The sequence below is a fragment of the Rosistilla ulvae genome (genome assembly GCF_007741475.1).
GTDB lineage: Bacteria > Planctomycetota > Planctomycetia > Pirellulales > Pirellulaceae > Rosistilla > Rosistilla ulvae.
Map to the genome: position 1 here is coordinate 871284 of NZ_CP036261.1, position 15045 is coordinate 886328.

Here is a 15045-nt window from a genome sequence, read left to right on the forward strand (position 1 = left end):
GGGTAGTGGACGAGGTCACGAGTCCTTTCGCGGCAGAGATTATGGGGACTCGTGACCTCGTCCACTACCATCAGTCCGAAAATCAAAGTTTGACAAACCACTAGCTTGTTGGGGCACTCTAGGTGCTGAACGCCGGCGGGCGTAAACTTGTCGTTCATCGCGTCGGCACGTTCGGGATGTCTGTTCACGCAGAGGCCCGTCGTCGCCTCTCCCTTTCCCGAAACCGAATTCTTGCCCTGCGATGCGGGGCAGCCAACGGAGCGATCGTTTTGAAACCTTGCAGCATCTTGTTTGTATGTATGGGCAATATCTGCCGTTCACCCGCGGCCGAAGGAGTGATGCGGCGGTTGGTCGAAGCGGAGGGTTTGGACGATAAGATCACTATCGATTCGGCCGGCACGATCGGCTTCCACACCGGGAAGGCGGCGGATCGTCGGATGCGAGCCGCCGCTCAACAGCGGGGGCTCGAATTGACGAGTCGAGCGCGGCAGGTGACGGCTGCGGATCTGCAAGCCTTCGATCTCGTCGTCGCCATGGATGCCGATAACGCTCGCGACCTGAACGCGCTCGATGGCGGTTCGGATGCTAGGATCGAAATGCTCAGTAGCTATCTGGACGATTCTTGGCCGAGCGATGTTCCCGATCCCTACTATGGTGGCGAGGAAGGTTTTGAGTTTGTCTTGAACATGCTGGAGCAAGCCTGTCCCAAGATCCTGGAGTCGTTGACATCCGATGCCGATTGAGGGGGCGGCCCGTAAAAGTTGCGAAAAGGGCGGTTTCGATGGGCCACGATAGATCGGCGAATCGTTACGATTGATGCGATGGTTGCATCTTTCGTAGGCAGATCAGCCAATTTGCTTTCGGCTGAGCAAGCAAAGGGCTGACAATGCCCCTTTCCGTAAGCATACTCCGATTAACCACTTTGCAGCTTGAATCAGCTCTCCCGCGGCCTAGGTCGTCATGGGGGCGAGGCAAGCCTTGTGAAGAACCGTTCTATTCCGAAATCCTGCAGACTGCGTCGAAAAACATGAATGTCGTTCACTGCCCCGGCTGCGCCCAATCGCTTCAATTGCCCGAAAACGCCAGTCCGGACATGACGCTGCAGTGTCCTCACTGCGGCGCGGTTCACCAAGTCGATCAATTTTTGCCGGCTGGGCCCGATGCGGTGCTGGAAGCTGTCGAACCCGAAGTGGCGTTTAACGAACATGCCCAGGAGGAATTTTCGCAGGGGGAAACCATCGCTGATACTCCAGCGGATGCCGCGGTGGAGGAAGAGCAAGAGCTCGGCTTGCTCAGTTTCGATGACGATATCGAAGAGCTGCCGATGATCGAATTGGAATCGGACGACGACGGCAGCGAAGAGTTGCCGAGCTTCGAAGCTGCCCCAGTCGACGCGGACGATGAGGAGTTGCCGATGATCGATCTGAAATCGGACGACGATGGCAGCGAAGAATTGCCAAGCTTCGAAGCCGAATCGATCGAAATGGAATCAACGTCCGAGACCGAAGCCGCATCGGCCGACGCTGACGATGAAGAGCTGCCGACGATGGAGCTGGAATTGGACGACGATGGCAGTGAAGAACTGCCCAGCTTCGAAGTCGAACCGATCGAAATGGAAGCGAAGCCCGAGACCGAAACTGCGCCGGTCGCCGATGAAGATGTGGCCGATGAATCGCTGCCGATGATGGAGTTGGAATCGGGGGACAACGATAGCGACGCACTGTCAATCGAAGCCGAACCGATGGACTTCAAGTCCGAACCGGAACTTGTGATCGAGCCGTCAAGCGTTGCCGAAGCCAGCGACGAAGATCAGGAAGAGATCGTATTGCCGAGCGTGGAGTTCGGTTCGATCGAAGCCGACGAAGCATCGAGTATTGCGGCGACCGAGGTGGAGGGGGAAGCGGCTGCAGAGCTGGACGAAACCTTGGATGCTGACGAACAAGAATTGGCCGACAGCGACGAACCGGTTGACGTCGAACTAGACAACGCTGGAACGTCGCTCGGTTTCACGGAGTTTGGTCGCGAGCCAGTGGCCGAGAACGTCGACGACGGCGAAGCGGACGACGATTTGCAGGTGAGCGAGGCTGCGTCGACGGACGTTCCCGCGGCTCCAAAGCGTTCGCGGGTTGCGAGTCTGTTGGTGCAGATTGTTTGCCCTGAGTGCAACGATCCCGTCCGAATGCCTGAATCGCCCGCGGCCAGCGACGCGGAAGTGAGTTGTCCTTGGTGCGGGCAGACCAATCCATTAAGTGTTTTTGCCGAGCAATTGGCTCCGCCGCTCCAACTGGTTTCACCGTCGTCGGGCAGCGTCGGCGCGGTGGATCGACCGAGCGAGCGGATCGTCGCCGAAAACGCATGGAGTGATGAAAACGCGAATGCCGCGGCTGTGGTCGAGCCCGAGGGATACGAGTCGGAGGCGTACGCGGGGTATGACGATTCGCCGATGACCGATGCGGCCGGTTTCGACATGTCGGCGCATGGGCTGCAACCGCGGGCCCGACGTCGCAAAAAGCCTTCGATCATCAAGATGTTGGTTCAGTGGTTTGGTGGCGGCGTGTTGGGAATCGGCGGCGCACTGGCGATTCTCTACTTCGGCTTCCCCGAGAAGTTTCCGAAGTTCTTGCCGTTCCAGCCGCCAAGCAGTCGCAGCACGTCGGGTGTGGGTAGCAACAGCGATTTTGTCCCCCTCGGCGCGGAACAGAATAATGATTTCGGTGGAACCGAGTTTGTGGTCGACAACGAAAACAGCGAGCTGCTGGAATCGATCGAGCTGCCCGCCGCAGAGGGTGTCGCCGAAGATACCGTGACGGAGGACGAGACCGCATCGGCGCCCGAAACGATTGAACCGGAGCCGGCACCGTCGTTGGGCGAACGGCGACTGCAAACCGCTCGTGAAGCGTTGGCTGTGGCGATCGAAACCGAAAAGGAGAGTGCCGATTTTAATGTGAACCGGAACTCGCTCTATCGCGGTTTGGCAGAACTGGCTGCGGCGGTTGCCGACAACCCGTTTTCCAAACAGCCGAAAAAAGAGGCGGCGCAATTGCTGGAAGAGTTGGGAGGACAACGCGAGCTGATGATGTCGTTGGCCGGCCTGGCACCCCATTGGTTGGCGTCTTCGCAGCGCGGCAGCGATGGCGTTTTTCTGGTCGCCAAATTGGGCAGCAAGACAAAAGCTCAATCGCGTCCTGGATACCATTCCATTCAACTGGCTCGATATATCGGCGAAGCGGCTGGTGCCGAACCGATCACTGTCTTCGGGCTGTTGGATGATCTGATGCCCTACCAAGACCAAAACGTTATGATACTGGCGGTGATTGAGAATAATGCAAGCGATATCACCGGCGCCGGCAGCCTCTTGAAACTGTCGGCCATCCAGCCGTTGTAAAGCGACGCCACCGCAGCCACCTGCAAGGTGCGGTCCTCTGACCGCACCCTCCCCCTCTCTCTTCGGGGAGCCGCACGCCGCCCTTCCGTCCCGATGGACGGTTCTTCTGATTCGCGATTGGGGGGGGTGATTTATTGACAGCTTCATCACACCTTAGTACAACTGCAGTGGCGGTTGTTCTTCCGTCGGAGGTGGTGGCGTCTTTGGCGTTGTCTTTTAGGTAAGAAGCGTCGGTGGTCCCCCCCTCCCATTATTCTCGTTCATGTTCGGTTGATGTTGAGGAGCTGATTTATGGCTGCGAAGAAGAAACACGGTTTCACGCTGGTTGAGTTGCTTGTGGTGATCGCCATCATCGGCATTTTAGTGGGGCTGCTTCTGCCCGCGGTTCAGGCGGCTCGCGAAGCCGCACGCCGTATGCAGTGCAGCAACAATCTGAAGCAAATCGGCATCGCGATGCACAACTATCACGATACGTTCAAGAAGCTTCCCATGGGACTAAAGAATGATTATGGGCACGCACTCGACATGCGAGGTCAGCAGTATGGCCACAAGCTCCCCAGTGGCACGCCGTTTCAATCAAATATGGCGCAATACAACTGGAGTGCCTACATCGCACCGTTTGTTGAGTTGCAGAATGCCTTTGATGCGATTGACGTGAATGGTCGATACGCTGCGGAAGCGATGGACATCGCAACAGCGCGCGCTGTAGTTGCAACCCCCGTGGCTGGATTCCGTTGCCCATCGGATACCGGTGAAGATGTCAACGTTCATGGTATATATCGAGTAAAAGCATTGAACGGGACAACGTATGACGTGGCGACCTCCAACTACGCTGGAGTTGCGGATGACGACGGCGGTGGTGGTGGGTTGAATTTGAGCATGGATGCACGTGGTTGCAAAGGTGTGCTCTATAACGATAGCGATGATAGGTTCCGCGATGTTACCGACGGAACCAGCAACGTGCTTCTCGTGGGAGAAAGAGCGGATGAGACGTATAATGGTCTCTGTGGTAAAAAACAGATCACAGGGGCAGCGACACTCTACGTCTCATCAGCTCAGAGCTTGCTTGCGCATTCAAACCGAGGGGCATCCTCAGCACTAGGAGTTGCCGGCGCGGGGATCAATGTCGATGCACCAAATTGCGCTGATATGTACAACGTGAAGGTTCCCTTCACTTCTCTTCATCCCGGTGGAGCCCAGTTTGTATTGGTCGATGGTTCGGTTCACTTTCTGTCTGAGACATTGGACCTAACAACGTATCGCCGATTGGCAAATAAAGAGGATGGGAACCCAGTGCAATTGCCGTAGTTTGGCCGTTTGTGCTTGTTGGTTGAGTTCTTTGCACGAACTGTAATATGTTGGCATGCATTGATGTGTGTCAGCATTTCGTATCGATTGATGAATCGTGTTTTCTGTTTCTCACTAGATGGAATCTTCAAGCGTGAAGAATATTTTTAATCGATTGGATGGCCGTTGTGGGCTTTTCGTGCTGCTTGTGCTTCTGCCATTTTTCAGCCTTTCGGTAGGCTGTGGTGGGGATGGGTTTGACCGCGTGCCGTTTTCGGGAACGGTTTCGGTCGACGGGGGTGTAAACCGCAATGGGTGGATGCGCGGTTCAAGTGCGACAGCCGGTACGGGATCACCGAACGTCACGGCCGTCATTGAAAATGGAAAGTTTGCGTTTCCTGCGGAGAGAGGGCCTGTGCCTGGTTCATATAATTTTGAAGTGACCGTCACGGTCCCTGGGAAGGAGAGAGAGAGTGTCGGCGAGGTACCTGCCGGCGTAACTGAATCGAACGAAACCTACATCACGCTTCAGAAGACGCTGGTGGTTCCCGAGGGTGGCGGAGATGGCGTTGTGGTTGAAGTGACATCTGCGGATGTTGTTGAGAACTAACGCGAATCGCCACCGTTAGCTAAAATAGGCGGCAGGAAAACTTTACCGTCTGTGCCCAGGGCCACGATGAATCAACCCCGAAAACCATGTATGCGAATATCCCGTTCTCGCAAACTGGTTTTTGGGGTTGGTGTTTTTATAAGCTTCTTTGCGTTTCTTGAGCTTATTCTAATGGCCTTTGGTGTGGCTCCCAGCTCATCTAGGCTGGGGTTTACGTCGGGTTCCTCTCTTTTTGTCGCGTCGGTTGATTCCGACGGAGCGACACGACTGGCGATAGACAAGAGTCGCTTAGATCTCTTCAACCCTCAATCCTTTGCGTTGGAGAAAAGCCCCGATACCTACCGCATTTTTTGCTTGGGCGGGTCGACAACCTATGGCCGACCCTACGATGACGAAACGTCATTTGTTGGTTTTTTGAGAGAGTATCTTCCCGCCATCGATCGCTCCAAAGATTGGGAAGTTATCAATGCGGGAGGAATCAGCTATGCCAGTTATCGCGTGGAGGTGCTGCTGGATGAGCTGATTCAGTACCAGCCCGATATGCTCGTCATCTATACGGGCCATAATGAATTTCTAGAAGATCGGACCTACCAACGTCTGCTGTCGGTTCCCAAATCCGTGCGACGATTCGCTGAATATGCGCGGCGATTGCGGACCGTGGCCGCGATGGAAAAATTGGTCCAGCCCGCCTCGCTGGACGAGAATCAGCAGAGCCTGTCCGGTGAGGTCGATGCGATTTTGGATCGCTCGATCGGTCCCGCAGCCTATCATCGCGATCCCCCGTGGCGGGCCGAGGTGCTTGCAAATTTCCGTTCGACGCTCGAACGTATTCTAGCCAAGGCGGAAGAGGCTGGTGTCCGTGTTTTGCTTGTTGTCCCCGCCGACAATCTGCGAGACTGTTCGCCATTTAAGAGCGAGCATTCGGCCGAAATCACTGCGTCGCAACAACGCGAATTTATGCAGTTGTTCGACCGCGGGCGTGCGGCTCTGGACAATGGGGAGCCAGATGTTGCGGTCGAGTTATTGGAACGCGCGACCAAGATGGACCCCTCTTATGCCGCTGCCTACTATTACCTTGGTCATGCCTATTTAGGAGTCGACCAGGTCGCGGCGGCACGTGAGGCGTTCTTGCGCGCCAGGCAGGAAGATGTCTGCCCGCTTCGTGCGATAGCAGAGATCCAACAGATCGTTCGAGAGGTGGGCAACGAAAATCAGGTTGCGACGATCGATTTCCCGTCGCTGCTGGAATCGAGATCGGAATTTGAAATTCCAGGGGCCGATTGGTTTCTTGACCATGTTCACCCAACGATTGATGGACACGCCTTCCTGGCGGAGAACATCGTCGATCGACTTGCCGACGCGGGAATCGTCGCTCCACACACCGGCTGGGATGCCAGTGAGTTCGCATCGATTGCAGGTCTCCGCAAACAGCAGATCGATCCACAGAAACATGCGGTGTCGCTGAAAAACTTGGCAAAGGTATTCAGTTGGGCGGGGAAGGTCGAAGAGGCGGATCGGCTTGCTCAACAAGCGGGTGAAATCTTGGGGGATGATGCCGAATCGCAAGTCATGTCAGGCGTCGCAAAGCTTCGGCAGAACGATCTTGACGCTGCGCAGCGGAGTTTCGAGTTTGCGCTTCAGCAAGAACCCAATAATGTCCGGGCGTTAAGCGCACTGGCGGACGTGATGTATCGCCGAGGGGAATTGGAGCAGGCGCTCGAGTTGTTTCAGAAGGCGATTGCGATCGAACCGCAGCATTCGCCTGCTCATTTCAATCTTGGAAATACCTTCCGCGATCTGGGCCAAATCGACGCGGCCGCTGCGGAATATCATGCAGCCTTGGCGATTACTCCCGAGCACGCCGACAGTCATAAAAATTTGGGGCTCTTGTTAGCTGGGCAAGGTGCGATCGACGAGGCGGTATCGCATTTCGAAAACGCTGCGGATTTAGAGCCACGGGTGCCGCAGCGTCACGCCGATCTGGGGTACATTTTGATCGATGCGGGGCAACTGGCACGGGCTAAAACTGAATTCCAAGCTGCGTTGGCGATCGATCCGAATAATCTCTCCGCGATTTTCGGCATGGGGCTCGCCCAGGCACAAAGCGGCATGCGTGAACAGGCGGAAATCTGGCTGTCGAAAGTGCTGTTGATCGACCCGCAACATGCGGGGGCGAAAAGCGTTCTGCAAGCAATCCGAAATTAGCCACGGCTCGTGTGCGGCAAAGCCTTGTCGCGTCTCTTCGGCGACGGCTTGGCTGCGGTCATCGAATCGACGTGTTATGATTTCGGAGATGCTCATTCCGACTTCGTCGTTGATCCTATCAAACCGGTGGGACGTGTCCTTTGGACGGATCATCTGGGATGTAGGACCGTTCGGTTTGCGGCGGAGACGAGATGCATTGCAACGGCCTGTTGGCTCGCCCCTGCCCTCTCGCTGCCAACGATTCATGTTTTTAAGGAGCCGATGCCGTGCCAACCGATCCACTCTCCTCTTTGGATGCCGATGGCAACAAACGGCACGATGTGGTCAACGACTCGAGCGTATTGCACGAAACAGAGGGGCAGGCGGCGGAGGGTAGCGAGTCTGCACCCTCGGGCAGCCTGATCGATACGCTGCTGTTTGGTCTGTCGCTGCCGGAGCGTTCGGCGCGGACGGTTTCCGCATTGGTCGGCGGATTGGCCAGCGAATCGGCCGCGCGGTTGATCCCCACCGCGTTCCGATCGTCCAAGAGCTACCGCGTCTTTGTCCAGCAGTCGTTGGATTTTGTGATCCACGATGTCGGCGGAGTCGTCTCGCACAAACCCGCCTCCGAAGAGGCGCAAGCCGAAGGGCTGGTCGCTCGGCAAACCGTCGGCGGGATGCTCGATTTTGCCGGCGTGGCGACGCTGCACATGTCGCCGATGACGGTGTTGGCGATCATCAGCGACGTCGCGTACGGGTCGAGCACCTACATGCGTCAGTTGAGTGAAGAACTGAAACGCAAGGGATTGATCGATCAGGAATCGACGATCGATCACGTCACCGATCTGATCGACGCGCTGCAGGAAACCAGCGTCCAAGGTGCCGATGCGCTGAACGCGCCGCCGATCAATCTGGAAGGCTTGCAGCAGACGATCGATAGGACTCGCGCGGCGCTGAACCGGATCGATCCGACGACCACGATTCCGCAAGCTGAGATCAAAAGGATCTGGCAGGAGATGGAGACGGCGGCGACCAAGGCGGAGACGTCGGTCTTCGATGTCGCCACGACGATGACGATGTTCAGCATGAACCGCCTGTCGTTGGTCTCTCAGGGGGCGCTCTCGTCAGTCGTGGTCGCGGGCAATCTGATCGATCAACACATCGTCGGGCATTACGCCGACGCGTTGACCGAGATCCAGGTCCGCGGTTTGTGGACGACGTTGGCCGAATCGAGCCAGCCTTATCTGGAAGCGATCTGGAACAACTTCGACGATACCAAATCGACGCTCACCCAAGATCTACTCAACGGCACCCTGATCGGTAAGGCTTGGAGCGGTTTGATCGGCTGGTGGCGAGGGGCCGACAAAAACAAGACGCCGCCAGCGGAAGAGTCTCAACAAGGGTAAGTGAACCTTCCTGTTAAGTTTGCCACTTGAATCGCAGCCGAAAACTCTCGGTTGCTTAAGCGTTTGGCTGGGAAAATCTCGATCGCTGTGGCCGTCTGCTCTAGAATGCATATGCAAGCCAGAAAAAGTGAGGTACCGCCGATGGCTACTGTATCGATCGAAGACGCTCAATCCAAACTTGCCGAATTGATTCACAGCATGGCACCCGGGGAGGCATTGATCATTACCGACGGAAGCCAGCCCGTTGCTTGTCTGACGGCAACAGATGCACCGCCGCCACCGACCCCGCGCAAGCCGGGGACGCTTGCTGGCACGGTGACCTACATGGCGGATGATTTCGATGCGCCATTGGATGAGTTGAGGGACTACATGCCGTGAGAGTGTTGCTCGATTCCCACGCGGTGATTTGGTGGGTCGATCAGCATCGCTTGCTCAGCCCAAATGCGCTCGCAGCAGTTGCCGATCCGAGCAATGAATTGTTTGTCAGTGCGGCGACAGTTTGGGAAATCGGTATCAAAGTGGGGCTTGGCAAACTGCGGCTCTCGCTCCCCTATCGCACCTGGATGAACCAAGCGTGAACCGATTTACGAGCGACGACACTGCCGATCACCGTCGATTATTCAGATATCCAGTCGAGGCTGCCAAAACATCACGGCGATCCGTTCGACCGCCTGATGGTTGCACAATCATTGGCTGATCATCTTTCGCTCGTCAGCAGCGACACCATGTTCGATGGCTACGGCGTGACGCGAATCTGGTGACAGGCAATGCTTCGATTGAAGAGAGTTGCGTTCGCGACGAACTCTCTATTCAATGCGAGCGGCTTTGGTCCACGTCGGCTTAGACGTTGGCGGGGTTCATGATGGCGGTGATCGCTTCGCTGAGCAGTTTGATGCCGTCGCGGATTTGCGATTCGGGCTGGACGCCGAAGCTGAGTCGGATCGTGTTCTTCCGCACCGCGGCCCCTTCGCTTGGGTAACAGAACTCGCCCGGAACATACAACACGCCGCGCTCGATACATTGTTTCCAGAGTGGCGAATCGGAGCCGGCATCGACGCCCGGCGGCAGTTCCAGCCAGACGTATAGGCCACCGATCGGTCGGCGATATTCGACGCCTGGGATTCCTGCCAAGTGCGTATCGCAAGCCTCTAACATGACTTGCAACTTGCCCGCATAAGCGGTCTGCAGTCGCTGGACCTGTTCGTCGAAGCGACCCGATTTCAAGATGTTCAGCATCAGTTGTTGGTTTAGGTGAGCCGAACCAAAATCGATCACCGATTTGAAGCGACGGGCCGAATCGAACAGCCAACGCGGCATCACGCCCCAACCGACGCGGATTCCGGGGCCGAAATTTTTCGAGAAGGTCCCGCTTTCGACGGTCAATTCAGGGTCGGCACCAAGGTCGGTTAGCGTCGGGATGTCTTCGCCCGAATAACGCAAGTCGCGATAGGCGTTGTCGACCAACAGCAGGATCGGCGATTGCTGCTGCCATTTTTTCATCACGGCGATCAGTTCTTGCCGCCGAGCTTCGGGGACTGTCGAGCCGCCCGGGTTGTCGCAATACGGAATCAGGTAGACCGATTTGACCCGGTGTAGCTCGTTGTTGTCCGCCAACTGCTGCAAGCCTTGGTCCAACGATTCGGGGATCATCCCCTGGTCATCCGCTTCGATGCCAAAGGCGCGGACGCCCATATCCTTCAACAGCCCCAAGAAGACGAAATAGGTGGGAGCCGCGCAGAGCACGATGTCCCCTTCGTCGAAGACACATTCGGCGACCAGGTGCAGCAATTGGTTGCTGCCGGCGGTCAGGATCATCCGATCGGCCAGATCGTCGGCGTTGTTGCTGAAGTTCCGCCGCGCGATCGCTTGGCGAAGTTCCTGCGGCCCGTTGTTGGTGCCGTATTGCAGCGCCAACCGCCCCGTCGCGGTGTCGCCGAGTACGTTTTGAGCGGCTTCGGAAACAAACTCCAACGGCAGCGTGGCATTGTCGACAAATCCCGCGGCCAAGGAAATGATTCCTGGGTTGGCCAATGCGGCAGACATCAACTGGCTGATCGGTTGTTCCGAAGCCCGGGTGCCGCGGGGACTGAGAAGTTGCTCGTGCGTGGAGTTGTGGAGGTTCATTCGCTGAAAAACTCGTTTGATTTCGGATCGAGTGAAGTGGAAGGAATTCATGTTAACGAATCTGTCGGGAAGAGGATTCCCCAGATTTGTCGCTTCGCTGTGGTAATGACAAAAGTTTTCATTGCGGGTTCGGCCGCCCCCCGTTGCGACGTCGTGGAAATCGCGACGCAGCCGAACTGGCAATCCTAAAAGTTCTCGTCGCGGGTTCGATCCGCGGCGGGCTTCTCGCGTTCTATTCAGATGCACGCCGGGGGGGCGTGATCGATTGATCCGCAAAGCGGGAGAAACGCGTGGCGGTCCAGCGGAAGTTTCCATTTATGGCGGGCGATAGATCACCACGGGCTGCACTGGCGGGCGGCCTGCGGCGCGATAGCGCTTGGTCGCACGTGCCGCTGTCGATCGCCAGGGCGTTTCTCGAAATGGTCTATCCGCCGACCTGCACGTTGTGTGGTGGGGCGTTGGTCGATCCGGGGGCGATCGAAATGTGTGATGCTTGCATCGACGCGGTCCGCGGAAAATGTCGACACTGGTGCCGCCGCTGTGGGATGCCGATGGAACCGATGCGGTTGGGCGAACCGACTTGCAATCGATGTCTCAAGCAGAAGCTGCCGTTTGCCGAAGTCGTTGTCTTGGGGCGTTATGAGGGAGCGATGCGGGAGGCTGTGATCGCGGGGAAGAAGTTCATTCACGAACCGTTGATGATGGCGTTGGGAGGATTGTTAGGGGAACAGATTGCTAGCCGGATGGATTCGATCCCCGAGATTGTGACCTTCGTTCCATCCCATTGGCGACGCAGGTTGGGGCGTGGTACGGTGCCTGCTGCAACGCTGGCGAAACAGGTTGGCCGCGTGTTGGGCCGCCCGGTGCATGCGGCGACTCGCTGTGTGCGGGGGACGACCAAGCAGGGAAAGTTGGTGGCGGATCAGCGAGCGGCCAATATTTTGAATGCTTTTGCGTTGCGGCGTCGATATCACCCCAACGGCCACAGCTATCTGTTGATCGACGACGTCATGACGACTGGATCGACGATGTGCGAGGTGACGCGGGTGTTGTTAGCGGCCGGAGCGACGCGAGTTTGCGTTGCGGCTACTGCGCGCGGCGTCGGAAAAAACTAAGCTATCTTGAGTTTGCCCGCTGACGCAATGAACTTTTGTCATATCGGTCACCTATTAAAACCTAAGCTATGACATAAGACTGCCGTGATGCGATCGGAGATCGCGAGCGGCGGACGCCAGCATTCCTCATATTGACGCAAAAAATCCAGCAATTTCGCATGAACCCAATGAACACTGACGAGCTATCGCCAGCGGTGTCGCCAAGCACAGCGACAACTTTTCGCCGTGCAATCCTGCACGGTCTGGGGATCGTCATGCCGCCGTTGCTGACGATTTTGCTGTTCGTATGGGCCTGGACCACGACTGAAAACTACGTGCTGTCGCCGCTGGAAGCGGGGATTCGCAACGTTTTGGTTTGGAATCTGCAGGAGATCGAAGACGTCAAACCAGTCGATAGGAATTTTGTCGCCGATCCGACGGGGAAGAAGTTTCTTCCTCAATATGTCGTTTCGTACGTCGATCAGAATCTCCATCGTTTGGGCCCGTTTGAGTCGGTGCCAGGGACTGCGATCGCGTATTGGCATCGTTACGTTCAATTGGTCTACCTGCCGCGCACGGTGGTCGTCCCGTTTTTCTTGTTGATGTTCCTGGTCCTGCTGTACTTCCTGGGGCGGATGTTTGCCAACGGGATCGGACGATTTTTTGTCCGCGCGATGGATCGATTCATCGGCCGCGTGCCGGTGGTCAGCAACGTCTATTCTTCGGTCAAACAGGTCACCGATTTTGTCTTCAGCGAACGGGATATCGAATTTAACCGCGTCGTCGCGATCGAATATCCACGCAAGGGAATTTGGTCGATTGGGTTTGTGACCGGTCAGAGCATGGCGGATATCAGCGCTGCGGCGAACGAGCCGGTGTTGAGCGTTTTGATGCCGACCTCGCCGATGCCGGTGACCGGGTTTACTGTCACCGTCCGCAAGAGCGAGGCTGTCGATTTGGACCTGACGATCGATCAAGCGATCCAGTTTATCGTCAGCTGTGGCGTGGTTGTTCCCGCAAAGCAGCAGCAGGTGGTCAATCGTTTGCAGTTGGAACTGCCTGGCAGCGACAAAGCGGCAGCGATGTTGTCCAGCGATGGCAGTTCGCCCGACTCCTCTTCGCTGGCCGATTGACCGCGAATCGCGACTTCCGCACTCGCTTGTGCTCCGTCGTCAACGATGAAGAACTCTGATTTCATCGAACACGCCCAATCGCTCAGCAACTATAATCCGGGTCCTGTGCTGGCCGCATCGAGGGATTTCGTATCCACTCCAAAGTTTGTCGCGAGCCATTTCTACTTGCATCGATCGGATTGACTGGGCATATACCTCATGAATCGCTCGCTTCTCTTGTTGTCTCTGGTTCTCTCGCTGTTGGCGGTTTCGAAGTCCGACGCTCAATTCGAAGGGATGAAATATCGGATTCCCGCGGATGCTAACACGTTGATCTTGATCAATGCGGAAAAAGCGTTTGGGTCCCCGGTCTCGGATCGCGAGCGCTGGGCGGCGCGGCGCAAAGCTGCCTACGACGCGGGCGTTTCGGCGCTGCCGTCGGACGCGACCGAAGTCATCTTGGCGGGGCGTTCGGATCTGGAATTTGGCAAATCGGTCTGGGAGCTGGCGCTGATGAAACTCAGCGGAGAGCGGAACGTCGCGACCGTGGCGACGCGATTTGGTGGCAGCATCGATAACATCGCCGGCCGCAGCGCAGCCCGTTTGCCCGACGATCACTATGTCGTCCAGCTCCAATCCAATCTGTTGGGGGCCTACATGCCTGCAAACCGCCAGGATGTTAACCGTTGGCTGAAGTCGACCGATCTCAACGCGGGGGAGACGATGACGCCCTATCTGAAGCAGGCCTTCGCTTACGCTGCCAAAGTGGGGACGCCGATCGTGATGGCGATGGATCTGAGCGGTTTGGTATCCGAGGCGACTGTGGCTCGCACGCTGCCAACGTTGAAGTCCTTCGAAGATTCGGGGCTTTCGGTCGGCGCGGTTGCTAAATTGATCAGCGGTGTTCAGGGGATTACGCTCGGAATCACTTTGGAAGACCAGACGATCGGAGCGATCCGGGTCGACTTCGAAGCTTCGCCGGAAATCTTGGCCAAGGTGGGCAAGCCGCTGATGATCGAAATCTTCAGCAGCCAAGGGGCGATGCTTGACGACGTTCGCGATTGGACCCCTTCGGTTAGCGGCAACACGTTTTTTCTGCGCGGCAAGCTGTCGGCCATTGGCACACGTCGGGTGATGAGCGTGCTGGAACTGCCGCGCACGCTGGGGGATGCGGTCAACGATGCCGCTGCGTCGGGATCTGATTCCGAAGAATCTGCCGCTCGCATCGCGTCGCAGCAGTACTTCAAGAGCGTCTCGATGCTGTTGGACGATCTCCGCGACAAACCCAAAACCGACCACGTCAAAACGTTTGGTCAGGCGGCAATCTGGTACGACAAATACGCGCGGAAGATCGACGGTTTGCCGCTGTTGAATGTCGACCCGGCACTGCTCAAATATGGCCGCGATATCTCGGGCATGTTGCGAAGCGCCGAGATGTCGATGAAAGGTGTTGGGATGCGATCGTCGGTACGGACGGGAATGAACGATCCCACGTCGTACGGGTACACTTCGGGGTGGGGCGGATACCGCGCCGGGATGGGATACGACGGCTATGGCTATGGAACGCAAGGCTATTCGGTCAGCGTGGGCGGCGCCCAAGCGGCGGTTCGCGAAAAGGGACGCACCGATGCAGTGATTCGAGGCCAAGAGCGAACGCGTGGTGCGGGTTCGGTCCAGCAGATCTGGCAGGATATCGATGGGGCGACCGCTGAGATTCGCCAGGTGATGACCAGCAAGTACAGCGCTGAATTTTAGCCGCTCCGCTGTCGGTTCCAGGTCGACCAGTTTCATCACTCCGCGACTTGGTGAATAATACACCCCTTGTTGCAACGAGTATTTGAAA

General features: G+C 56.8%; 12 protein-coding genes. 11 read left to right on the plus strand and 1 reads right to left on the minus strand.

Annotated elements, in window-relative coordinates; genetic code table 11:
- The first annotated feature begins 287 nt into the window (after positions 1-287).
- The 8 genes from EC9_RS03220 (at position 288) to EC9_RS03255 (ending at position 9450) form a co-directional block, all read left to right on the plus strand.
- Positions 288-743: a low molecular weight protein-tyrosine-phosphatase gene (locus EC9_RS03220; RefSeq protein WP_246105934.1), complete on the plus strand. Its 456-nt coding sequence runs from the start codon at positions 288-290 to the stop codon at positions 741-743.
- Between the two features lie 284 nt (positions 744-1027).
- A complete protein-coding gene (locus EC9_RS03225; RefSeq protein WP_145342311.1) occupies positions 1028-3385 on the plus strand; it encodes a midas domain-containing protein in 2358 nt (785 codons plus the stop codon).
- Between the two features lie 291 nt (positions 3386-3676).
- The gene (locus EC9_RS03230; RefSeq protein ID WP_145348981.1) at positions 3677-4693 is read left to right on the plus strand and encodes a DUF1559 domain-containing protein; all 1017 of its coding nucleotides are present in this window, start codon (positions 3677-3679) and stop codon (positions 4691-4693) included.
- A 133-nt stretch (positions 4694-4826) separates the two neighbouring features.
- On the plus strand, positions 4827-5282 hold the full coding sequence (locus EC9_RS03235) for a hypothetical protein (RefSeq protein WP_145342313.1): 456 nt from the start codon (positions 4827-4829) through the stop codon (positions 5280-5282).
- A 318-nt stretch (positions 5283-5600) separates the two neighbouring features.
- Positions 5601-7487 (plus strand): tetratricopeptide repeat protein, encoded by a 1887-nt coding sequence (locus tag EC9_RS03240; RefSeq protein WP_218934558.1) that lies wholly within the window; start codon positions 5601-5603, stop codon positions 7485-7487.
- 266 nt (positions 7488-7753) lie between these two features.
- Positions 7754-8872 carry a hypothetical protein gene (locus tag EC9_RS03245; RefSeq protein ID WP_145342317.1) on the plus strand — a complete coding sequence of 373 codons (1119 nt, stop codon included), beginning with the start codon at positions 7754-7756 and terminating at the stop codon, positions 8870-8872.
- A gap of 141 nt (positions 8873-9013) precedes the next feature.
- Positions 9014-9250, plus strand: coding sequence for a type II toxin-antitoxin system Phd/YefM family antitoxin (locus EC9_RS03250; RefSeq protein ID WP_145342319.1), 237 nt, complete (start codon positions 9014-9016; stop codon positions 9248-9250).
- Positions 9247-9450 (plus strand): type II toxin-antitoxin system VapC family toxin, encoded by a 204-nt coding sequence (locus tag EC9_RS03255; RefSeq protein WP_145342321.1) that lies wholly within the window; start codon positions 9247-9249, stop codon positions 9448-9450. The genes EC9_RS03250 and EC9_RS03255 overlap by 4 nt, the downstream gene beginning before the upstream one ends.
- Positions 9451-9712: 262 nt before the next feature.
- Here the strand turns inward: EC9_RS03255 and EC9_RS03260 are convergent, their stop codons facing one another.
- A complete protein-coding gene (locus tag EC9_RS03260) occupies positions 9713-10996 on the minus strand; it encodes an aminotransferase-like domain-containing protein (protein WP_218934559.1) in 1284 nt (427 codons plus the stop codon).
- Between the two features lie 317 nt (positions 10997-11313).
- On the opposite strand from EC9_RS03260, the gene EC9_RS03265 reads away from it, so the two are divergent.
- From EC9_RS03265 to EC9_RS03275, 3 genes are all read left to right on the plus strand, one after another.
- Positions 11314-12111, plus strand: coding sequence for a ComF family protein (locus tag EC9_RS03265; RefSeq protein ID WP_145342325.1), 798 nt, complete (start codon positions 11314-11316; stop codon positions 12109-12111).
- Between the two features lie 167 nt (positions 12112-12278).
- Positions 12279-13223 (plus strand): DUF502 domain-containing protein, encoded by a 945-nt coding sequence (locus EC9_RS03270; protein ID WP_246105935.1) that lies wholly within the window; start codon positions 12279-12281, stop codon positions 13221-13223.
- A 198-nt stretch (positions 13224-13421) separates the two neighbouring features.
- Positions 13422-14957, plus strand: a complete 1536-nt coding sequence (locus tag EC9_RS03275) for a hypothetical protein (RefSeq protein WP_145342329.1) — start codon at positions 13422-13424, stop codon at positions 14955-14957.
- Positions 14958-15045: the final 88 nt, after the last annotated feature.